21 protein-coding genes, 2 tRNA genes and 1 riboswitch are annotated in these 18,969 nt (G+C 57.3%); of the genes, 13 read left to right on the top strand and 10 right to left on the bottom strand.

The window, feature by feature from the left end:
- Window positions 1–40: 40 nt before the first annotated feature.
- Entirely contained in the window at window positions 41–412 is a 372-nt protein-coding gene (locus tag SD70_RS28215; protein ID WP_156158241.1) for a type II toxin-antitoxin system HicB family antitoxin, read from the bottom strand.
- 111 nt (window positions 413–523) lie between these two features.
- The gene (locus tag SD70_RS34140; RefSeq protein WP_052487986.1) at window positions 524–1,210 is read right to left on the bottom strand and encodes a YecA family protein; all 687 of its coding nucleotides are present in this window, start codon (window positions 1,208–1,210) and stop codon (window positions 524–526) included.
- 217 nt (window positions 1,211–1,427) lie between these two features.
- On the opposite strand from SD70_RS34140, the gene SD70_RS28205 reads away from it, so the two are divergent.
- The 5 genes from SD70_RS28205 to SD70_RS28190 all read left to right on the top strand — a co-directional run bounded on the left by SD70_RS28205 (window position 1,428) and on the right by SD70_RS28190 (window position 4,416).
- Entirely contained in the window at window positions 1,428–2,450 is a 1,023-nt protein-coding gene (locus SD70_RS28205; protein WP_041051774.1) for a DUF3231 family protein, read from the top strand.
- A gap of 115 nt (window positions 2,451–2,565) precedes the next feature.
- A complete protein-coding gene (locus SD70_RS28200) occupies window positions 2,566–2,913 on the top strand; it encodes a hypothetical protein (RefSeq protein WP_041051772.1) in 348 nt (115 codons plus the stop codon).
- A gap of 17 nt (window positions 2,914–2,930) precedes the next feature.
- Window positions 2,931–3,119, top strand: coding sequence for a hypothetical protein (locus SD70_RS28195; protein ID WP_041051770.1), 189 nt, complete (start codon window positions 2,931–2,933; stop codon window positions 3,117–3,119).
- Window positions 3,106–3,258 (top strand): small acid-soluble spore protein P, encoded by a 153-nt coding sequence (locus SD70_RS36520; RefSeq protein ID WP_156158240.1) that lies wholly within the window; start codon window positions 3,106–3,108, stop codon window positions 3,256–3,258. The genes SD70_RS28195 and SD70_RS36520 overlap by 14 nt, the downstream gene beginning before the upstream one ends.
- A 330-nt stretch (window positions 3,259–3,588) precedes the next feature.
- On the top strand, window positions 3,589–4,416 hold the full coding sequence (locus SD70_RS28190; RefSeq protein WP_041051768.1) for an SPL family radical SAM protein: 828 nt from the start codon (window positions 3,589–3,591) through the stop codon (window positions 4,414–4,416).
- A gap of 374 nt (window positions 4,417–4,790) precedes the next feature.
- Here SD70_RS28190 and SD70_RS28185 read toward each other — a convergent pair.
- The 3 genes from SD70_RS28185 to tadA form a co-directional block, all read right to left on the bottom strand.
- Window positions 4,791–4,864 (bottom strand) — tRNA-Pro (locus SD70_RS28185).
- Between the two features lie 18 nt (window positions 4,865–4,882).
- Window positions 4,883–4,957: transfer RNA gene (locus SD70_RS28180), tRNA-Arg, on the bottom strand.
- A 95-nt stretch (window positions 4,958–5,052) separates the two neighbouring features.
- Window positions 5,053–5,496, bottom strand: coding sequence for a tRNA adenosine(34) deaminase TadA (gene tadA / locus SD70_RS28175; RefSeq protein WP_052487989.1), 444 nt, complete (start codon window positions 5,494–5,496; stop codon window positions 5,053–5,055).
- A gap of 299 nt (window positions 5,497–5,795) precedes the next feature.
- Window positions 5,796–5,882: riboswitch (cyclic di-GMP riboswitch) on the top strand.
- Between the two features lie 157 nt (window positions 5,883–6,039).
- Here tadA and SD70_RS28170 point away from each other — a divergent pair.
- The 6 genes from SD70_RS28170 to prmC all read left to right on the top strand — a co-directional run bounded on the left by SD70_RS28170 (window position 6,040) and on the right by prmC (window position 12,658).
- Window positions 6,040–6,762, top strand: a complete 723-nt coding sequence (locus SD70_RS28170; RefSeq protein ID WP_041051764.1) for a PilZ domain-containing protein — start codon at window positions 6,040–6,042, stop codon at window positions 6,760–6,762.
- Window positions 6,763–6,819: 57 nt separating this feature from the next.
- Window positions 6,820–7,653 carry a LysR family transcriptional regulator gene (locus tag SD70_RS28165; protein WP_052487985.1) on the top strand — a complete coding sequence of 278 codons (834 nt, stop codon included), beginning with the start codon at window positions 6,820–6,822 and terminating at the stop codon, window positions 7,651–7,653.
- Window positions 7,654–7,853: 200 nt separating this feature from the next.
- Complete coding sequence (locus tag SD70_RS28160) at window positions 7,854–9,080, top strand: MFS transporter (protein WP_269432545.1); 1,227 nt, start codon at window positions 7,854–7,856, stop codon at window positions 9,078–9,080.
- Between the two features lie 360 nt (window positions 9,081–9,440).
- Window positions 9,441–10,541 (top strand): redox-regulated ATPase YchF, encoded by a 1,101-nt coding sequence (gene ychF / locus SD70_RS28155; RefSeq protein ID WP_041051762.1) that lies wholly within the window; start codon window positions 9,441–9,443, stop codon window positions 10,539–10,541.
- An 83-nt stretch (window positions 10,542–10,624) separates the two neighbouring features.
- Window positions 10,625–11,695 carry a peptide chain release factor 1 gene (gene prfA, locus SD70_RS28150; protein ID WP_041051787.1) on the top strand — a complete coding sequence of 357 codons (1,071 nt, stop codon included), beginning with the start codon at window positions 10,625–10,627 and terminating at the stop codon, window positions 11,693–11,695.
- 78 nt (window positions 11,696–11,773) lie between these two features.
- On the top strand, window positions 11,774–12,658 hold the full coding sequence (gene prmC, locus SD70_RS28145; protein ID WP_041051785.1) for a peptide chain release factor N(5)-glutamine methyltransferase: 885 nt from the start codon (window positions 11,774–11,776) through the stop codon (window positions 12,656–12,658).
- Window positions 12,659–12,844: 186 nt separating this feature from the next.
- Here the strand turns inward: prmC and SD70_RS38780 are convergent, their stop codons facing one another.
- The 5 genes from SD70_RS38780 to SD70_RS28120 all read right to left on the bottom strand — a co-directional run bounded on the left by SD70_RS38780 (window position 12,845) and on the right by SD70_RS28120 (window position 15,986).
- A complete protein-coding gene (locus SD70_RS38780; protein ID WP_231571614.1) occupies window positions 12,845–13,324 on the bottom strand; it encodes a hypothetical protein in 480 nt (159 codons plus the stop codon).
- Window positions 13,309–13,848 (bottom strand): hypothetical protein, encoded by a 540-nt coding sequence (locus SD70_RS38775; RefSeq protein WP_231571612.1) that lies wholly within the window; start codon window positions 13,846–13,848, stop codon window positions 13,309–13,311. Before SD70_RS38775 ends, SD70_RS38780 begins: the two co-directional genes overlap by 16 nt.
- A 167-nt stretch (window positions 13,849–14,015) precedes the next feature.
- Window positions 14,016–14,315 (bottom strand): hypothetical protein, encoded by a 300-nt coding sequence (locus tag SD70_RS34135; protein WP_052487984.1) that lies wholly within the window; start codon window positions 14,313–14,315, stop codon window positions 14,016–14,018.
- 14 nt (window positions 14,316–14,329) lie between these two features.
- Complete coding sequence (locus tag SD70_RS28130; RefSeq protein ID WP_156158238.1) at window positions 14,330–14,827, bottom strand: GyrI-like domain-containing protein; 498 nt, start codon at window positions 14,825–14,827, stop codon at window positions 14,330–14,332.
- Between the two features lie 283 nt (window positions 14,828–15,110).
- Complete coding sequence (locus SD70_RS28120; RefSeq protein WP_052487983.1) at window positions 15,111–15,986, bottom strand: RNA polymerase sigma factor; 876 nt, start codon at window positions 15,984–15,986, stop codon at window positions 15,111–15,113.
- A gap of 170 nt (window positions 15,987–16,156) precedes the next feature.
- Here SD70_RS28120 and spoIIR point away from each other — a divergent pair, with 170 nt between their 5' ends.
- Both spoIIR and SD70_RS28110 read left to right on the top strand, forming a co-directional pair.
- Complete coding sequence (gene spoIIR / locus SD70_RS28115) at window positions 16,157–16,945, top strand: stage II sporulation protein R (RefSeq protein ID WP_041051757.1); 789 nt, start codon at window positions 16,157–16,159, stop codon at window positions 16,943–16,945.
- A gap of 697 nt (window positions 16,946–17,642) precedes the next feature.
- On the top strand, window positions 17,643–18,677 hold the full coding sequence (locus SD70_RS28110) for an L-threonylcarbamoyladenylate synthase (RefSeq protein ID WP_331436852.1): 1,035 nt from the start codon (window positions 17,643–17,645) through the stop codon (window positions 18,675–18,677).
- Window positions 18,678–18,969: the final 292 nt, after the last annotated feature.

The following is an 18,969-nucleotide window of genomic DNA, read 5'->3' as shown; positions in this document are numbered from 1 at the left end:
ATCGCAATGACTACGATAACCGATTTCGCAATAACGCGACTCATTCTACGAAATCGCTTTCATCAAAAAGTATATCTCGCCTTGCGTAACGCAAGTTTTTGCGCCGAACAGCAAATTTAGGATAGCCTTGAGGAATTGCTTGATGAGTCGGAGGCATTAGAACGGCGACGGATACAACCGTTTGCGTACGCCCCTCTTCGAGAGGAATAGCCTCAAGCTGGGTCGGCTCAGGTATTCGATTTCCGCTTCGTTCCATACTGTATAAAAGCTGCATAAGACAAATCGTTGCCAAACGAAGTGCTTCTTCGTCCGTAGCACCCGAGATGGCCGCACCCGGAAAATCCGGAAATGTAACCGATATGCTGCCTTCCGAATAATCGAAAATTGCCGGGAAAACGTATTGATCTCGCATATTGCCCCCTATTTATCTGAACCAGGCTATGTTCAGTCGACTAATTCGACGTCTTATGGAGCAATCCCTTCTCGCGTATAAAGCAAAAAAACGCAGCGCAGGGGCTGGCGTTCATTTGGCCTGAGTAAATTGCGAGTGAGCGGCAACCGGAGATTGGACCCGGTACATGACGGGAATTCGTTTCATGCGGCTGTATTTTGAGCGAAGCGTCTGGATATCGGTAACAAGTCCCATTTTGGAGGCTATGCGATGAACTATCGACCAGCCACCGTCTTCGTAAAATGGACATTGATCCATGTATTTGCCAAACGGAGTTCTTAGAACGTCTAACCCGATCTCATCCGGTTCCCTGTCAATACCATATATAAATGGCGCCGGCAAGCCGTTCGATACATCGATCCCGGCAAACACCGGGGCATTGATTTCTCCATGCAGAGTATGTTGAATGGCCACATCAAATACATAACCGTCAATCTCGATCCAGGAGTGGGTAAAATCTCGCCCATCGATTGTTCTTCGCACTACACCAAGTTTTAATGCCGCTGAAACGCCCAGTTCTGCTAACACTACGGAAAAAACTCCGGATAACAGATGACATGCCCCGGCGAGAGGGTGTTCCTTAAAGTCTTCGTTGGCAGCGAGAAATGCGCGTTCAATCTTGTTTCGCTGCGCATGCGAGAAATGGACTTGGGCCATAACATCGTTCCAAGAAAGTACCTGCATTAAACCATGGCATTTTTTATATTTTTTACCGCTGCCGCAAGGGCACGGATCATTTCTTCCTATCGTTGTTGTCATAAGATAATGGCTCCCTATCAGATCTAGAAATTACTGTTTTGCTCAGGCCACCTATGTATTTTAAGCTGAGCCCCTGAAGCCCACATGAAAGAAACCTGAAAAAATCTTAAAAATATCCTTAAAAAACACCCTGCAAGGCAGTGCGTTTAACCCCTGAATAACGGCAGAACCCCATGACATACTAAATAAAAAGTGTCGTACCGGAACCGGAGGACTTATGCCCATACAACAATCTGAAGCGAAGCAGGTCAATATCGAGTTCACTTGTACGGAGATCGGCGGGCTCTGGAGCGTGTATATTCAGGAGAGCATGTCCGCTTGTTTCCTTACCTACTTCCTGCATCATCTTCAGGATGCGGAAATCGCTCCGCTCGCTAAAGAAGCGCTGGAAATCGCGAAAGACCGACTGGCCAAAATGAAGCAGCTGTTCATGGACGAAAACTTTCCGGTACCGGTAGCTCTCTCGGACGGCGATGTGAACTTGGCCGCTCCTCCGCTGTTTCGGGATTCGTTTGCCTTAAGCTTCATCTATATGATGAACCGGCTGTCGATGATCAACTTTGCCTTTACTGCGTCGAACAACGTCCGGCTCGATGTGCTCGACTTTTTCAACGAATGCATCCATACGTCCACCGAAATGTTCGGCAAAACGGTCAAGATGATGCTGGACAAAGGGATCTATGACCGTCCGCCGAAAATGGATTACCCGAAAAAAATCGAATACGTGCAGAAAAAATCGTTCCTATCGGGGATGCTCGGTCAGAAGCGGCCGCTGAATGCGATTGAATTATCCGAGATTTTCTTCAATATTGAGAGGAATTATTTTTCGGTCATTATTATGCTTGGTTTTGCCCAAGTGGTGAACGACCGGGAGCTGAAAGAGCTCATTATAAGGGGAAAAAGGATCAGCGAGAAACAAATCCAACTGTTCAACGGTTTGATGATGGAGGAAAACTTGCTCGGCACGGTAACGGTCGGCATGGAAGTGACCCCGTCGACGATATCGCCATTTTCCGACAAGCTGATTATGACGATGATCACGGTGCTTAACGCCGTAGACATCACATTGATTTCCCACGCCTTGGCATTGGCTATGAGGACGGATCTCATCGCCAACTACAGCAAGATCATCGCGGAGGTGATGGCTTACGCCAAATCTACGTTCGACGCCATGGTCGAGAGAAAATGGCTGGAGCAGCCTCCGCTGGTAACTGACCGGCAAGAGCTGATCCGTTCGTAGAATCGGTTCACAAAAGGCGCACCGCTGAACGAAGGTTTAGCGAGGTGCCTTTTTTTGCTGCTCATAAAAGCGTTCCCCCTACCGCAACTTAAATGTGAGGAGGTGTCTAACGTTCATGGCTACAACCGAACAGCTGACGGTGGACAATGGCAAAGTAGCACAGGCGTGGGAAGAGCAGCTGCCGCGAATGCTGAACGAGTCCGACACATGCAAAGTGATCGCCGACGAAGGCGACCCGAACGCGCTCCGCGTCAACATTCAGACGGGGGGACATTCCGATTACAATTTTGATTTCAAGGTGTCGTATGTCGACCCTCGCGAAATTAAGGTGGAGCTGGTCGATGTTGAGCAGGCGGGGCTGCATGTAGACGAGAATACGGATATCATTCAAGGGCTGGCGGAAGATTATGTGCGCCACCTGCACGAATGCGCCCAAGGGGTTAAAAACATAACCAATCCGTAACCGGAGGGACGACGCAAATGACCAAACAGCACGGACCGGACAAAAACTTGCAAAATGTCGTCAAAGATCTCGACCAGCCGCGAATTAACGCCGAATTCAACAATCAGCAGCAGCGCAAAACGGATGACCGCCGCCAGCGGGACAACAATCGTTTTGACGAAGAAGGCAAACTGAACGCAGGAGGGCTGAATCATGTCGAAACCTAAAACGCAGCCGGTCGGCGCCAGCTACGTCCGGCCGCGCACGGACCTGCACGAGCATCGCGAGCTGAGTCAGCCGCAGCCCGGGTCGAAACGGATCAAAACGCAAAATCATTCCCGCAACAACCACGGCGAAGGGCATTAAAAATTAATTTTCGAAGCGACCTCATAAAAAAGAGCGCTTCGGACATAATAAGATCGACGGTGAAGAGAGGGTGTGGTTGCGTTGGAAAACGTAGCGAACAACTCCGGTGATTGTGCGCTTTAACTGAAGTAACCCAATCTGGAGGGATGTGCCAAAGACACGTCAGTGCTTGGAGGCAACAATCGTTCGGACGAACGAGACACCGAAGGAGCAAGTGATCAGGTAAAGTAACAAAAACATTCACCGTCGGAAGGGAGCCCGCAAGGGCTCTTTTTCCTTTTGAGCGGCCAATCGGTTACAATGAGAGCACGAAGAGGGGAGGGCTGGAGCATGAAAACGAAAATTCGTACGAAACAACCCAAGCAGCTTCTCAACCGCGCTACCGGGTTCCTGGAGGGCTATACGCACACGCTTAATCCTTATGCAGGCTGCACGTTCGGCTGCTCGTATTGCTACGTGCGGCAAATGCCGGTCGGACTGTTCCGCGGCGAGGCTTGGGGTACCTGGGTCGACGTGAAGGCAGAGGCGGCGGAAGTGCTGCGGAAAGAACTGCATAAGGCCAAGGCGAAGGGGCCGGTTACGATCTTCATGTCTTCCAGCACCGACCCGTATCAGCCGGAGGAGGCAAAGGCGGGCGTAACCCGATCCCTGCTGGAAGTAATGGTTGATCCGGCGCTTATGCCCGATTTTTTGTTTGTGCAAACCCGAAGCCCGCTCGTGGAGCGGGACTACGATTTGCTGGAGAGGCTGGGGGAGCGGGTAAGGCTGAGCATGACCGTAGAGACGGATCGCGACGACATCCGCCGCGCGTTCACACCGCATGCACCGCCGCTGCAGGGGCGTCTGCGAGCGCTCCGAGAAGCGGTAAGGCGCGGCATTCCCGCGCAGGCGACGATCGCCCCGGTGCTGCCGTCAAGCGCGGAATTCGCGGCGAAGCTGGCGGCTGTCGTCGATCGGGTGTGCATTGACGATTATTTTATGGGCGATGGCAGCGGGGGGAGGAGAACGGAACGGCTCGGCATCCGCGAGCTGTACGAAGAGCTCGGGCTTGCCGAGTGGTACGGCCGCGATGCCCATCTGCGCGTGCTTGCTCAGCTGCGGGGGCATTTTGCCCCGGAGCGTATTATGGTCAGTCAGGCCGGCTTCTTGCCGGGATGAAAAAAGCCCGGTCAAGGCGACCGGGCCGAAATCGGTTGAACGGATTATTTTCATGGCAAGGAACACGGGATTCGCGCTTCTGGCGGCGAGTCGATGCCGTTGTTGGTTTGGGTGGGTGACGGCTAGCGCCTTCATATACGCTTTTAACGAATATTGTTCTTACCTCATGGAACTTTGGTACGCTAACTGCCGTTTCAGTCACCTCAGGCTCTAACAGGGCCTCGGAGGACGCTGTATAACGAACACGTTCGTTATACAAGTTGAAACAGCTAACGCTATCATAATGGGCTTGTCTCGAAGGCAGCCGAGTATGGCACAGAAAATAAAAAAATTGCGGTTCAGAGAACCGCAATTCTTCGCAGTGTAAAAAAATATCGAGACGACAGGATTCGAACCTGCGACCTCTTGGTCCCGAACCAAGCGCTCTACCAAGCTGAGCCACGTCTCGAGAAGGCTTATGAATATGCGCGCCACGGCGGGATTCGAACCCGCGACGCACAGTTTAGGAAACTGTCGCTCTATCCTGCTGAGCTACGGGCGCATAAGCAAGATATACTATAGCACGATTCCCGGGCAGATGCAAGGGAAGCCGCTGCAAGAGTTGGAACGCGCTGCCGGCAGGGCCGCTGAAGAAGGCTAGCGCTTGTTCCTGAGGTTGCGGAAAAAACCGGACAGCATGGCCGCGCATTCGTCCTGGAGGACGCCTGCGACGACTTCGGCGCGGTGGTTGAACCGGTCTTCCTGGAGCAAATTCATAAGCGTACCTGCACAGCCGGCTTTCGGATCGGGCGCGGCGAACACGACGCGGGGCAGCCGCGACTGTACGATGGCGCCGGCGCACATCGGGCACGGCTCGAGCGTGACATAGAGCGTGCAATCAAGCAGGCGCCAAGCGCCGAGCCGTTCGCTCGCCTCGCGAATAGCGATCATCTCCGCATGCAGCGTCGGATCTTTGGACGTCTCCCGCAAATTGTGGCCGCGGCCGATGACTTCCCCGTTCTTCACAATGACCGCTCCGATCGGCACCTCTTGCAGCTGCTCGGCTTTGCGCGCCTCAGCGATCGCTTCCCTCATCCACATTTCATGGTCATGCCCGAAAATATCCACTGGGGACAACTCCTTTCTTGCAACTTATCCTCATGTGGATATGCCACGAACACGCATTCGTTGTTAACATGTTGTGGATAATGTTGTGGATAAGTGTGGTTTCGTGTGAATAATCAGCTTTATCATAGGCGAACGCTTACGGCGAATCAAGGTCTTAGGCCGGAAGAACGCAACGCACGCAAATGGTTTGCCTGAAAACCGATTGAAAAATGTCCACCCTCTAGGTATACTAGATATATTATATAGTTCTGAGTGCCTACCAATTGTCGAATAAGCGATAATGGCAAACTTGCCGAAAGGCAAGGACGCAAAGCCGAGGGTCTACGGCTCGTATGAGTTATGATAGCCTGGTTACCGAACCTCCGGCATACGCGGTATGCTTCCGGTTACTGGGCTGGCCCCTCGAATAGGGGCAAGCCCATTTTTTGTACGCTCATGCAGGCTGCAAGCTGCCCCTGGGAAGCGCGATACGTAGGCCTTCTTCTTCATCCGGCTAAAGAAAGGTGGTACCGCAGCATGTCGGCTATGCTGTCCGCTTCCTCGAACAATGGAAGCAAGAAACAACCGGCCACAAAGTCTAACCCGTTTGGCATCAAGATGCATAGCAAGACGGTTGTGATGAAAAAGGACTATGTGACAACCGGCGTGCTGGCGTACGTTGAAGGCGATATAATAGAAGTTGAAACTTACGATCTGAAATCGTTCGAGCTCGGCGACCAGGTCAAGGTGACGATCTATTCGTCCGGCGGCATTCACGTGTTCGAGTCTCATGTTGTGGCTAAAGACCGGGACTCTCTCATCATCCTGAATCCTCCTCAAAACGATAACAAATTCGCCGAGCGGCGCGAACATCCGCGCTTGCAAGTGTTCGAAGAAGGCAAAGCGTATGCGATTATCGACGCCACGAAGAGGCGCGAACAGCTCGAAGAGCCGCTGCATCTGACGGTGAACAACGTCTCGATCAGCGGTATCGGCTTCACGCTCCTCGACAATATCGAACTCACAAGCTTGATGCAGCTGGAGCTCGAAGTGAACATCGGCTCGGCGATGAACGTGACCGCCGAAATCGTCCGCCGCGAGAAGGCCGAGTTCGGTTATTTTTACGGCGCCCAGTTTGTCGATTTGGCGGCGGACAAGCTGACTTCGCTGCGCGCGTATATTTTGATGCATCAGGTGGAGTCGCACTATAGGAAGAAAGAAGAAGAGAAGTACAACGAGGCGCATGGAAATAACGGATGAAGCGGACAGCGGGGCAGCCGATAGCGGCTGTCCCGCTGCCGTAAGGGGGAACGGTTCGTGGTCGATTTTGAATGGTACAGAAGCTTCGTGTCGATTTACAAGCATAACTCCGTGTCGGAAGCTGCAAAAGCCCGCATCATGACGCAACCGGCGATGAGCCAACATTTGGCCGCGCTCGAAGCCGAGGTTGGCGAAGCTCTGTTTACAAGAGTTTCAAGAAAGCTGGTTCCGACGGAAAGAGGAAAAGAGCTGTACTCGCAGCTGGCTCCGCTCATTGAATCTTTGGAAGAGACGACGATGGGGTTAAAATCGGCGTCTTTGCCTACGCTGAAAGTGATCAGGATCGGAGCGGCGCCCGAATATTATTCCGAACAAATACTCCCGCAGCTGAACAGCTATAAACTGTGCACCGTTACCTATTTCGGAACGGCGGATGAGCTATTGGAATTGTTGAAGACGGACAAAGCGGATATCATCGTGACGTCCAAAAAGTTTGCAGCTCCGGGGATCGAATATGTGAAGTTATACGAAGAAGAGTTCGTCGTCGTTGCCCCAGACCAAACGGATGTGCCGGAAACCGGCAATTTGCCCGCCGTCGAACGCTGGCTTTCGTCCCAGAGATGGATTAGCTACGGATTGGAGCTACCGATTATAAGACGTTTTTGGCGGGAGCACTTTAAAAAGCGCCCGCTGATCAAACCGGTTCATGTGATTCCCAATTTGCACATGATCCTGAAGGCTATCGAAAACGGCGCGGGTATGAGTCTGATCCCGACATATCTGTTGGAACAATCGGCGAACGGGCGGGCTAAAGTGATTTTTGCCAACATGACAGTCAAAAACGAACTGTATATCGCTTATCAAAGCAAGCACAAACATTTGCCCGTTTGAACGAGATCATGAAAATCATTCGGGAACAGCGATAGCGACGGTGAATCGGCGCGTGCCGGTCGGACGTTATTCCGGGCGGTCTATGTATAAATATTTTTATAAACAAATGATAATTTCATAATTTGTTTTATGAAAAAAATCGCCTTAGAATGGACGTTGAAAGGTGTTAGCCATTTTGCAAAAAAGGAGGAAGAGTCGCCTTGAGCTCAACCAGCATAGCCCAAACTTGCGTGCAATCGTCGCGCAAAGGCTCGACAATTGCCTTATATGCTCTCACTGCAGGAGCGTTTGCCATCGGGATGACCGAGTTCGTCATCATGGGGCTGCTTCCGGATGTGGCCTCGAACCTTCACGTCTCCATTCCGGCAGCCGGATTGCTCATTACTGGCTATGCGCTTGGTGTGGCCGCCGGCGCTCCGTTCATTACGATAGCCACGCACAAAATGCCGCGCAAAGCGCTTCTGCTCCTTCTCATGGCCATTTTTATCGCAGGCAACGCGCTCGCCGCTATGGCGCCGAACTACGCGTTTTTGATGGCGGCCCGCATTATATCGGCGCTTACGCACGGATCCTTTTTCGGGGTCGGTTCCGTCGTCGCGGCGCAGCTGGCTCCCCGTGAAAAGCGCGCCGGCGCGATCGCCATTATGTTTACCGGGTTGACGCTGGCGAACATTTTGGGCGTTCCTTTCGGAACGTTCCTGGGTCAAGCGTACGGGTGGCGGTCGACGTTCTGGGTCATTGCGGCGATAGGACTCGTAGCCTTGCTTGGCGTCATTATGCTCGTCCCGCACATTAAGGCTGCGCCATCCAGCCTAAGCCAAGAGCTTGGTGTGATGCGCCGGCCTGCCGTTCATGTTGCGCTGCTGATGACAGTGTTCGGGTTCGGAGGAGTGTTCACAGCCTTCACCTACATCACGCCGATTATGGTCGACATCACAGGCTTTTCGCCGAGTTCCGTCTCCTACATTCTCGTCTTGTTCGGCATCGGAATCACGATAGGCAATATTTACGGAGGGAAATTGGCGGATCGGAAGCTGCTCCCTTCGCTCCTCGGGATTCTCGTTATGCTCGCGGCTGTTCTAGCATTGCTCGGGATTACAGATCATAACAAGATCCTCGCCCTGATTACCGTATTCCTGCTGGGTATTGCGGCATTCGGGACCGTACCCGGCTTGCAGCTGCACATGTTGAATACGGCCAAGGATGCGCCCACTCTCGCATCTACGCTTAACATCGCTGCCTTTAACCTCGGCAATGCCTTTGGGGCCTATTTGGGAGGTGCGGTCATCGATCTGGAAATCGGCGGAGGACTTCGGACCGTTCCCTGGATCGCCGCACTGGTGACGGTCGTCGGAATTGCGTTTACGCTGTGGGGAATGCGCCAAAATCAAACGGCTCCAAAGCTCGATAGAACAGAAAGCAGATAAAGAGACGAAAGTGGCCCGATTAGCCTATGGATCATAGGCAAAATCGGGCCTTGGCTAGTTTTTGGCGGAAATACTCAGGTTGCCTGAGAAAGGCGGAGCGGAGGATGGAAATGTGGTTCGGAGAGCGAAGCGTGCGCCTTTGAACTCGTGCTCCAACCATATGTCTTTATTCATAGGAACACGAGCGTGGGCGAAGCCGGAGACCCACATTTCCAATCCGCAGTGCAGCCATACTTTCTTGGGCAACCTGTAAAACTCGCTCGTTGGGGCTAGGCTTGCGGCGGGGATGACTTTACAGCCGTGATACTATATAATTGTACAGGGTTATTTTCGCTAAATGAGCTGGGAGCGTGTCTATAGATGGCGTTGAAAGCAGGTATCGTCGGACTGCCGAACGTAGGCAAGTCGACGTTGTTTAATGCAATTACGCAGGCGGGGGCGGAATCCGCCAACTATCCGTTCTGCACGATCGACCCGAACGTAGGGGTCGTCGAAGTGCCGGACGAGCGGCTGCAGAAGCTGGCGGACATCGTGACGCCGAACCGGATCGTGCCGACGGCGTTCGAATTCGTCGATATCGCCGGGCTTGTGAAGGGCGCGAGCAAGGGCGAAGGGCTGGGCAACAAGTTCCTCGCGCACATTCGCGAAGTCGATGCGATCGTGCACGTCGTGCGCTGCTTCGAGGATGAGAACATTACCCACGTCGCGGGCAAAGTTGATCCGATCGGCGATATCGAGACGATCAATCTCGAGCTGATTTTGGCCGATGTGGAGTCGGTGGAGAAGCGGGTCGAGCGTTCGCGCAAAAATATGAAGGGCGGCGACAAGAAGTACGCCCAGGAAGTAGAGTGCCTCGAACGGATCAAAGAGGCGCTGTACAACGACAAGCCGGCGCGCAGCGTCGAGCTTAGCGACGAGGAGCGGGTGCTGCTGCGCGACCTGCACCTGATTACGATGAAACCGGTGCTGTTCGCGGCGAACGTCAGCGAGGCCGAAGTGGCGAACGCGGACGATAACCCGCATGTGCAAAAGGTCAAGGAGTACGCCGCGGCAGAAGGCGCCGAGGTGGTGCCGATTTCGGCCAAGGTGGAGGCTGAAATCGCCGAGCTGGAAGGCGAGGACAAGCAGATGTTCCTCGAAGAGCTCGGCCTGCAGGAGTCGGGCCTTAACCGGCTTATCCGCGCCGCGTACAAGCTGCTCGGCTTGAACACGTACTTTACGGCCGGGGTGCAGGAAGTGCGGGCGTGGACGATCCGCCGCGGGATGAAGGCGCCGCAAGCGGCGGGCGTTATTCATAGCGACTTCGAGCGCGGTTTTATCCGGGCCGAGGTAGTTGCTTACGAAGACCTCGTCAGCGCCGGTTCGATGAACGCCGCCCGCGAGAAAGGGCAGCTGCGGCTCGAGGGCAAAGATTACGTCGTGCAGGACGGCGACGTGATGCATTTCCGCTTTAACGTGTAAGACAAGGGCGCCCGGAGAGCTGATCATCTCGGGGCGCTTTTCATAAGATGAATACGGATAAGAAGGAGAGAGGTGAGCGAGTGATGCTGGATCAACTGCAGGCGCTGGCCGACCGGTACGAGAAGCTGAGCGAGCTGCTCTGCGATCCCGAAGTGACGAGCGATACGAAGCGGCTCCGCGAATATTCCAAGGAGCAGTCCGATTTGCAGGACCCGTATGACGCTTATACGGAATATAAGCAAGTCGTGGAGCAGCTTGACGCGGCGAAGCAGATGCAGGCCGAGAAGCTCGACGACGAGATGAAAGAGCTTGTCAAGATGGAGATTGAAGAGCTGACCGAGCGCAAAACGGCGCTGGAGGAGCGGCTCCGCATCCTCCTGATGCCGAAAGACCCGAACGACGACAAGAACGTAATCGTGGAAATCCGCGGCGCGGCGGGCGGAGACGAGGCGGCGCTGTTCGCCGGCGACCTGTACCGCATGTATACGAAGTATGCCGATGCGCAAGGATGGCGCACCGAGGTGCTGGACGTGAACTTGAACGACCTGGGCGGCTTTAAGGAGATCGTTTTTCAGGTGAACGGCAGAGGCGCATACAGCAAGCTGAAGTTCGAAAGCGGGGCGCACCGGGTGCAGCGGGTGCCGGTCACGGAATCCGGCGGGCGCATTCATACATCGACGTCTACCGTCGTCGTCATGCCGGAGATGGAAGAGGTCGATATCGAGATCAAGGATAACGACATTCGCGTCGATACGTTCTGCTCGAGCGGCGCCGGCGGACAGTCGGTCAACACGACGAAATCGGCGGTGCGGGTGACGCACTTGCCGACAGGCATCGTAGCGACATGTCAGGACGGCAAATCGCAGAACGACAACAAGGTCAAGGCGCTGCAAGTGCTGCGGGCGCGCATCTACGACGTCATGCGCCAGGAAGAGGAAGCGAAATACGCCGGCGAGCGGAAGAGCAAAATTGGCACGGGCGACCGCAGCGAGCGGATCCGGACGTACAATTTTCCGCAAAGCCGGGTGACCGATCACCGCATCGGACTGACGCTGCATAAGCTCGATGCGGTGCTGGGCGGCGAGCTGGATGAAATTATCGGCGCGCTGACGCTGGCGGCGCAAACGGACCAGCTCGATAACAAAGGGGAGTAACCTGTGGCGGATTACGACGAAGGTACGGAAAGCAATCGGCTTAGCGGCGCCGGAGACGCGGATTGGACCCGGTCCGGCTTGGGCGGCGGGAGATCGATTCGCGAAGCGTACGCGGAAGCGATCCAGTGGCTCAAAGCCCGCGGCGTGCAGGATCCTGCGGCAAACGCGGAGCTGCTGCTGCAAGGGCTGCTCGGCTGGAGCAGGACACAGCTGCTGCTGAACTGGAGCGAGCCTTTCCCGGAAGAGGAGATGGGGCTCCAGTGGCAGCAGTGGCTCGGGCGCAAGGCGCTCGGCGAGCCGGCGCAGTACATCTTGGGGGAGCAAACGTTCTACGGGCTCCCCTTTCACGTCGGGCCGGAGGTGCTCGTTCCGCGGCCCGAAACGGAGCTGCTGGTCGAGCGCGTGCTGGCGCTCGGACAGCAGCTGTGGCCGGAGCCGGGAGCTGCTCCGGCGCTGGGCGACGTCGGCACGGGGAGCGGCTGCATCTCCGTGACGGTGGCCGCGGGCCGCCCGCAGTGGCGGGTGTACGGCAGCGACATTTCCGCGCCGGCGCTGGAGACGGCGCGGCGCAACGCGGCCCGGCACGGCGCGCGCGTGGAGTGGCTCGAGGGCGATCTGCTCGAGCCCTACGTAGCCGGCGGGATCGACCTCGACATGCTCGTATCGAACCCGCCGTACATCCCGGCCGGCGACATGGCCGGGCTGCAGCCGGAGGTGCAGCTGTACGAGCCGCACCTGGCGCTCGTCGGCGGCGAGGACGGGCTCGTCCTCTACCGCCGCCTGGCGGACGAGCTGCGGCGCCTGCCGCGCCTGCCGCAGCTCGTCGCCTTCGAGGTCGGCCAAGGCCAGGCCGACCAGGTGCTCGCTTTGCTGCGCGGCGTGCATGCGTGGCAGCAGAGCGAGATCGTGCCCGATCTCGCCGGCATCCAGCGGCACGTGATCGTGTACGACCGCAGCCGTTGACGGGAGCGGGCTGCGGGACGTTTTGCCGCGGCGGTTTGAAGGCAGTGCTTGGAATGAGGCATTTTGCATCATATTATTGAAAAAGAAGCCCGAAACGGAGTCGCCCTAGAGAAGTGCGACTGGTCCGTTTCGGGCTTTTTTGCGTTTATGTGGCAGTCGGTTGCTTAGTCTCGGATGGTCAGATGGTCAGTTGACCCATACTTCCGACCAATACGCTTTCATGAAACCGTGCAGCTTCTCCAGCAGCTCCACGCCCTGCGTCTCGGCCGCTTTGGCCCGCTGCAGCAGTGTGACGGCCCGGTCCGCTTCCGCCGCTTCCTTCGGCCTACCGCCTTGCGGGAACGGGAACATGTCCCGTATCTCCGCCAGCGCATCGGCCACGGCGGCGTAATGGACCGCCGCCTCGCCGGCCAGCTTCCGCACCGTGCGCTCGACGACGTTCGTCCCGTTCCAGCGGACCGACAGCTCGCGCAAAAACTGCGCCGCGAACTCGCGGGCGTCGGCAACGACAGCCGTGTTATAGGCGTTGCCGAATTCGTCCGCATCGCGCCGCTCCATCACGGCGATCCAGGCGTCGTAGCCGGCCAGCCCTTGGGCAAAACGGTCGCCGAATACGTGCGTCCATTCCCGCCCCCGCGCGTGATCGACGATCATGTCCAGCGCCATGCGAAGCATTTCGTACTTGGAATGCGGTAGCTTTCGCTGATCGTCGTGACGAACACAATGCCTTTGGCGTCGGCGAATTCCGCATAGCTCAGCGTGCCGTCCTTCGACACGTCTTTGCCGTGGAACAGCTGTTTCTCGTCGTCGTAGCCGTAAATGAGTCCGAATTCGGGAATGAATAAATCCCAGGCAATCGCCGGCACGCCCCGGTCGAGCGACTGCTGCACGAGGGAAATCGTGCGTTCCAGCTTCTCCGGCGCAATCGGCGTCGCCGCATCGGCCAGGCAGCTGATAAAGCCGAGATTGCACAAATTGCGGCGCAGGATGTAGCCTCCCGGGAAAGAGGTCGGACCTGCCGCGTTCACCTGCTTCGGATCGATGTTCAGCCGGAAAGCATGCCCCGTGTAGCCCATCACGTCGACGAGGGACAGATGGCTTTTGTCCGTGTACCGAACGGCTCCGTAAATGGCGCCGGCGGCGGAAGTCATCGTGCGCGACCAATCTTTCGCGCTGGCTGCCATTGCCATAGGCTGGTCCTCCTCTTACGGCTCTTGCCGCGCTGCTGCCTGCTGCCGCTCCCCTGCGATCTGCCCCAGCAGCTCGTCGATACGTACGCCGTTGATCGTAAGCCCGGTAATGTCGCAGTCCGTGAGCGTCACTCCGGCCAGCCCGCACCGCTCGAACGTGCTCCCATTCAGGTTGCAGTTCTCGAACCTGAGCGGGCGCTGCTTCGCTGTCGGATCGTAGGCGGGATGCCCTTCCGGCGCATGCCGATGTTATGGATGTAGGCGCCGCCGAGCTGCGCCCCGTCAATCTCGATATCGCTCAAATTGGCGTCGGTAATTTGCAGCCCTGTCATATTCACGTTCTCGAAACGTACCCGCTGTGCCGTTGTGCAGTTGAAGCTGGAGTCGTCGATATTGACGAATTGCGCGCGAATCCGCTTTGTGGCGTTTTGCCAGGTTACTTCGACGGTGTCGTTGCCGGTTGTCATGGTCACTTCTCTCCTTAGGCCCGAATCGGGGCATAAATGTGAAAATCGAACTCGTCGATCTCATCCGCCGGAATGTCAAACGGATTGACCGGCTGCAGCGAGTTCGCTTCGAGGCTGAAGCTGCCCTCGCTTACATCTCTGACACGGCCGGTGTCGCGAAACCAGGCACCCAGCGCGTCGTAAGCTTCGTACATTTGCTGGCGGTTTCCTTGCGCGCGCACAGTTGCGTACGTTCGAGCCGGGAGCGCGAGCAGCTCGGCGCCGGCGGGGACGTTTTGACGCGGGATATCGGGCGCAACCTCGACTCCGACCCACAGATCCTTCACCCCGTCCGCCCATTGCCACTCCGGCACGAACACGAAGCCTTGCTCGCGGTTCACGCCGTCCAGGCCGGCAATTCGGGGCTGCAGCTCGCGCCACGCTTTTCTCACTTCATCGCCGCTGCACGGCACTTTCATGACGATCGCTGACATCGCGGGCCTCGTTACTTCTTGAATGGATGGTTCCTGCACGGTCCTGCCATCTCCTTTCGAAAATTGCGCTTTACTGTCTTTGTTGGATCAGCGGTGCAAGGGGAGTTTCAGCTTGCGTAATGATTTGCGTGTCGGCTTTTTCCGCCATGGCTTCGGGTTGGGCCGACGGGAGAGGGGGCATCTTGGGCGGCGCTGCTTGCTCCATCGGAAAGTATAAGCTGTGCCTATACTTGGGCCGATTCCGTGCGGGAAACAGGGTGCCGCCCGGAATGGACGGTTTTGGCCGTTTCTTCGCTACGTCGCTTGCCAAAACGTCCGCCGCTCAAAAATCGGGCGGAGGCTGCAGCACGCGGCGGCTGGGCAAGCCAAGGGAGGCGCGGCGCTGCACGAAAACGAACAGCGAGGCACGAATGCGTTCCTTCTGCACTTTGGCCCGGGAGCGGGACAACACGTTGTACACATTCGCGGTCGTCGTGCCGAAAAGGGCGGCGATTTCCGCCGGCGGCAGCTCCTCGAAGAAATGGGCTTCGAACATGCTCCGTTCGCGTTTGCTCAGACAGCGCAGCAGATCGCGGATCCCTTGCAGCGTCTCTTGCCGCAGCAAAGCTCCGGCCGGATCGCCTTGCTGCCTGGCTATGTCCGCCACGCTGCGCGATAAATGGAACAGCACCCGGTCCAGGTCGCCCCAATCGACGCTGTCGGCACCTCCATGATCCGCCCCGGAGCGGGCTCCTGCGTCTGCACTGCCGTATGCACCGGCACCGGCCTTGTCGCTCATTCCGCCTCCGCCTCTGTTCCAGGCTCCGGACCGGGAGCCGTTCCGACCGAAGCCGGAAAAAGGCTGCTCCTTCGCATACGGGCCGCCCCGCCTAAGCCGCATATTCGCCTGGTTTCGGACGATGCGGTGCAGCCAAGGCAGGAAGCGGCTCGTATCCAGCAGCGTGCCGAGATGCAAAAACGCGCGAATGAGAGCGTCCTGCACGATATCCTCCGCCAAATAAGCATCGCGCGCGATCGCGTTGGCCCAGCCGAGCGCTTGGGCCCGGTGCATCCGCACGAGTTCCGCAAAAGCATCGCTGTCGCCGGAGCGGGCCCGCTCAACAAGAGCGCGGTGCGCCTCCTCGCGCCTGGCCTCCGCAGGCAGCATCGCGTTTTGCGTCCACAGCTCCGCCGTATGGTTGCTTTTGCTATTCTGCACGATGCTGCCCCCCCTAAATATTCAGATGCCGGCGAGCGGCAAATTCTATCATCGATTCGGAAAAAAATTCCTTTTCCATGTCGGCTCTATTATACACCAATTGCTAGGTTTATAGAGTTGGAGATTGGGACATACTGGATGCTACAAGGGACAGGGAAGGGGCCGCGGCCATGAGCATGAGAAAACCGCAATTTTCCGTTCGTACATTTATTTATTTGACGGTTGCTCTTTCTATTCTGATGGCTTCTTGGGACGCGAACCGCAGCACGGCCGCTTTTGCTGCCGGCGACATTCCGCAGGACGCGATCCGGCTGCGCATTCTCGCCAATTCCGATACGGCCGCCGACCAATGGATCAAGCATCGCATCCGCGACGCCATCGTTGAAGAGATGCAGAACTGGGTGGCCGAGCCGCAGACGGTGGACGAGGCGCGGGCAGCAATCGACTCGCATTTGCCGGAACTGCGCGACTTGGCGGACGGGCTGCTGGCGAAATACGGGTACCCGTATCGATCGACCGTGGAGCTCGGGGTCGTTCCGTTCCCGACCAAAATGTACGGGGATAAAGTGTACCCGGCCGGCAATTACGAGGCGCTGCGCGTTTCGCTCGGCAAAGCCGAAGGCCAGAACTGGTGGTGCGTGCTGTTTCCGCCGCTTTGTTTTGTCGATGCTGTGACGGGCGAAGCTGTGGCGAAAGAAGACAAGGCGGATAAATCGGACAAAGCGGGCAACGAGGCGCAGCCGGCTGCTTCCTTGAAAAAGGCTCCGACGCCGTTGTCGGCGTCAGCGCCTGCAGGATCGAAGCCGGCCGCGCTTAGCCAGGCGGGGAGCGGCAAAGGAGCGGCGTCCGGCACCACAGCCGTTGCGCCGACGGCGGCAGAGAAGCAAAATGAAGGCAAGGTGGAGTATAAATTTTTCATCTGGGAGCTGCTGAAGAAACTGTTCTCGTTGTTTAAATGATGTGGAGGCAAAAGTATCTGGTGTTTCAGGCTGCCCGAGAAAGTATGTCTGCGAAGCGGATTGGGAGTGCGGGTCTCCGGTTTCGCCCACATGGTGGAAACACGAGCTCAAGGCTGCTGCTTACGATGCGAGTTTTGCTGCGCAAAACTTGTAGCTCTCCGATTCCCATTCCCCATCACCGGGCAGCGAAGTTTAGCGGAAATGTGTTCCGTTATTGCTCGATTTCCCGGGTATTTCCCGAAATTAGCGGAACGACAGTGCGTTATTTCCGCTTTTTTGGCGAGAATCACTCTTGAACTGTAAAAATAACGGAACATCGTTCCGTTAAGCTGAATTCGGGACCCCTCTATCCGTGCAATAGCGGAAATACGTTCCGTTAAGGCAAGCATGGTAAGCTGCCCTGTGAGATGCGAACAGGGAGCTCGTGCTTCGTCCGACGACAACGTTTCTCCGAAACGGAGTCTATGGCTGACCCAATAGGTTTTGGGGCGTGTAGTCGGCAAATCGTATTAGCGTTTGGCAGGGCACACATTAAAACGGGTTGTTCGCGACGTCGGAGCACACTATAATAAATGGGATCGATAGCTCGGTCCATTTCGCCCGCCAAGTCGGGACCGGAGGCTGGAAGGGCAATTATCGAACTCAAGTAATGGACCGGAATTGTTTTGTTATAGCGCACAAAGGACGTTGAAAACATATGACAGCAACTACCCGCAATTGGACCGTACCGGAAGGGACGCTCGATACGCCTACCTCGCAGCAGGCGGTGTCGGAAGCGGCCCTCTTGCTGCGCCAAGGCTGCACAGTGGCGTTTCCGACGGAAACGGTGTACGGCCTTGGCGCCGATGCGACGCAGACGGACGCGGTGCGGCGCATTTTTGAGGCAAAAGGGCGCCCGTCGGACAACCCGCTTATCGTCCATGTCGCCGAGCCGGCTCAGCTGGAGCCGTTCGTCGCCGCCGTCAGCGAGCCGGAACGACGACTCATGAGCGCGTTCTGGCCCGGCCCCCTCACCGTCGTTCTGCCGGTGAGGCCGGGCTCGTTGTCCCCGCTCGTGACCGCGGGGCTCAGCACGGTCGGGGTCCGCGTCCCCGACCATCCGCTCGCGCTGGCGCTGCTGCGCTGCGCCGGGGTGCCTGTCGCGGCGCCGAGCGCCAACCGCTCCGGCAAGCCCAGTCCGACGTCCGCGCACCATGTCGCGGACGACCTCGCAGGCCGCATCGACGGCCTGCTCGATGGCGGCACGACCGGCGTCGGCGTCGAATCGACGGTCGTTCGCGTGGACGGCGGGGCGCTGCACGTGCTGCGCCCCGGCGGCGTGACGCGGCAGCAGCTGCAGGCTGTGCTGCCGGAGCTGCCCATCCGCGATGCTACCGCGGCGGATGCCGAAGTGCCGCGCGCGCCGGGCATGAAATATGCCCACTACGCGCCGCAGGGCCGGCTGACCGTCGTGCAGCCGGCCAGTTCCGCCGCGGACCGCAGCGCCGTCCGCGACTACATCCGGGCGGAGCTGCGCGCCGCCCGGGGGCGGAGCGAACGCTCGGGCGTCCTCACGTTCGACGAATACAAGCACGACTTCGACGCGGACGTCGTGCTGACGTACGGGCCGCTCGGCGCGCCCGGGCAGGCGGCGCAGCGCCTCTACGATGCGCTGCGCGCCTTCGACGCCGCCGGCGCGGCCGTCCTCTTCGCCGAAGCGGTGCCCGAGAGCGGCATCGGCGAAGCGTCATGAACCGGCTGCGCAAGGCGGCCAGCCATAACGTGGTAACCGTGTAATTCGACCGTTCCAAGCATTCTCGCTTTCCGAAAATAACGTAACATCGGTAAGACATAGGCCGCATGATATGTTTCGTCGTGATCACTATGCGGCCTCCCTCTCCCTAAGCGCCGGCATCTTCCCGCCGCCGCACCGCCGCATTGACCCGCGCTACACATCCCATCGCCCCGCCCCACCGTCGCATCATCCCGCCGCCACGCTCGCATCCCCACACCCCAGACCCACCCCACAGCCCCACCCCATCACC

Origin of the sequence: Gordoniibacillus kamchatkensis, assembly GCF_000829455.1 — a bacterium.
In the GTDB taxonomy this organism is placed as follows: Bacteria; Bacillota; Bacilli; order Paenibacillales; family NBRC-103111; genus Gordoniibacillus; species Gordoniibacillus kamchatkensis.
The sequence above is the reverse complement of the archived record's forward strand: the minus strand, read 5'-3'. Positions and strand labels throughout refer to the sequence as shown.

Coding starts and splice junctions, on each gene's coding strand:
- SD70_RS28170 (WP_041051764.1), top strand. CDS start 6,040: ATGTCGGCTATGCTGTCCGCTTCCTCGAACAATGGAAGCAAGAAACAA.
- SD70_RS28110 (WP_331436852.1), top strand. CDS start 17,643: ATGACAGCAACTACCCGCAATTGGACCGTACCGGAAGGGACGCTCGAT.
- SD70_RS28195 (WP_041051770.1), top strand. CDS start 2,931: ATGACCAAACAGCACGGACCGGACAAAAACTTGCAAAATGTCGTCAAA.
- SD70_RS34140 (WP_052487986.1), bottom strand. CDS start 1,210: ATGACAACAACGATAGGAAGAAATGATCCGTGCCCTTGCGGCAGCGGT.
- SD70_RS28200 (WP_041051772.1), top strand. CDS start 2,566: ATGGCTACAACCGAACAGCTGACGGTGGACAATGGCAAAGTAGCACAG.
- SD70_RS36520 (WP_156158240.1), top strand. CDS start 3,106: ATGTCGAAACCTAAAACGCAGCCGGTCGGCGCCAGCTACGTCCGGCCG.
- spoIIR (WP_041051757.1), top strand. CDS start 16,157: ATGAGCATGAGAAAACCGCAATTTTCCGTTCGTACATTTATTTATTTG.
- SD70_RS28190 (WP_041051768.1), top strand. CDS start 3,589: ATGAAAACGAAAATTCGTACGAAACAACCCAAGCAGCTTCTCAACCGC.
- SD70_RS38775 (WP_231571612.1), bottom strand. CDS start 13,848: ATGGCAATGGCAGCCAGCGCGAAAGATTGGTCGCGCACGATGACTTCC.
- SD70_RS34135 (WP_052487984.1), bottom strand. CDS start 14,315: ATGACAACCGGCAACGACACCGTCGAAGTAACCTGGCAAAACGCCACA.
- tadA (WP_052487989.1), bottom strand. CDS start 5,496: ATGTGGATGAGGGAAGCGATCGCTGAGGCGCGCAAAGCCGAGCAGCTG.
- SD70_RS28205 (WP_041051774.1), top strand. CDS start 1,428: ATGCCCATACAACAATCTGAAGCGAAGCAGGTCAATATCGAGTTCACT.
- SD70_RS38780 (WP_231571614.1), bottom strand. CDS start 13,324: ATGGCGCTGGACATGATCGTCGATCACGCGCGGGGGCGGGAATGGACG.
- prfA (WP_041051787.1), top strand. CDS start 10,625: ATGCTGGATCAACTGCAGGCGCTGGCCGACCGGTACGAGAAGCTGAGC.
- SD70_RS28215 (WP_156158241.1), bottom strand. CDS start 412: ATGCGAGATCAATACGTTTTCCCGGCAATTTTCGATTATTCGGAAGGC.
- ychF (WP_041051762.1), top strand. CDS start 9,441: ATGGCGTTGAAAGCAGGTATCGTCGGACTGCCGAACGTAGGCAAGTCG.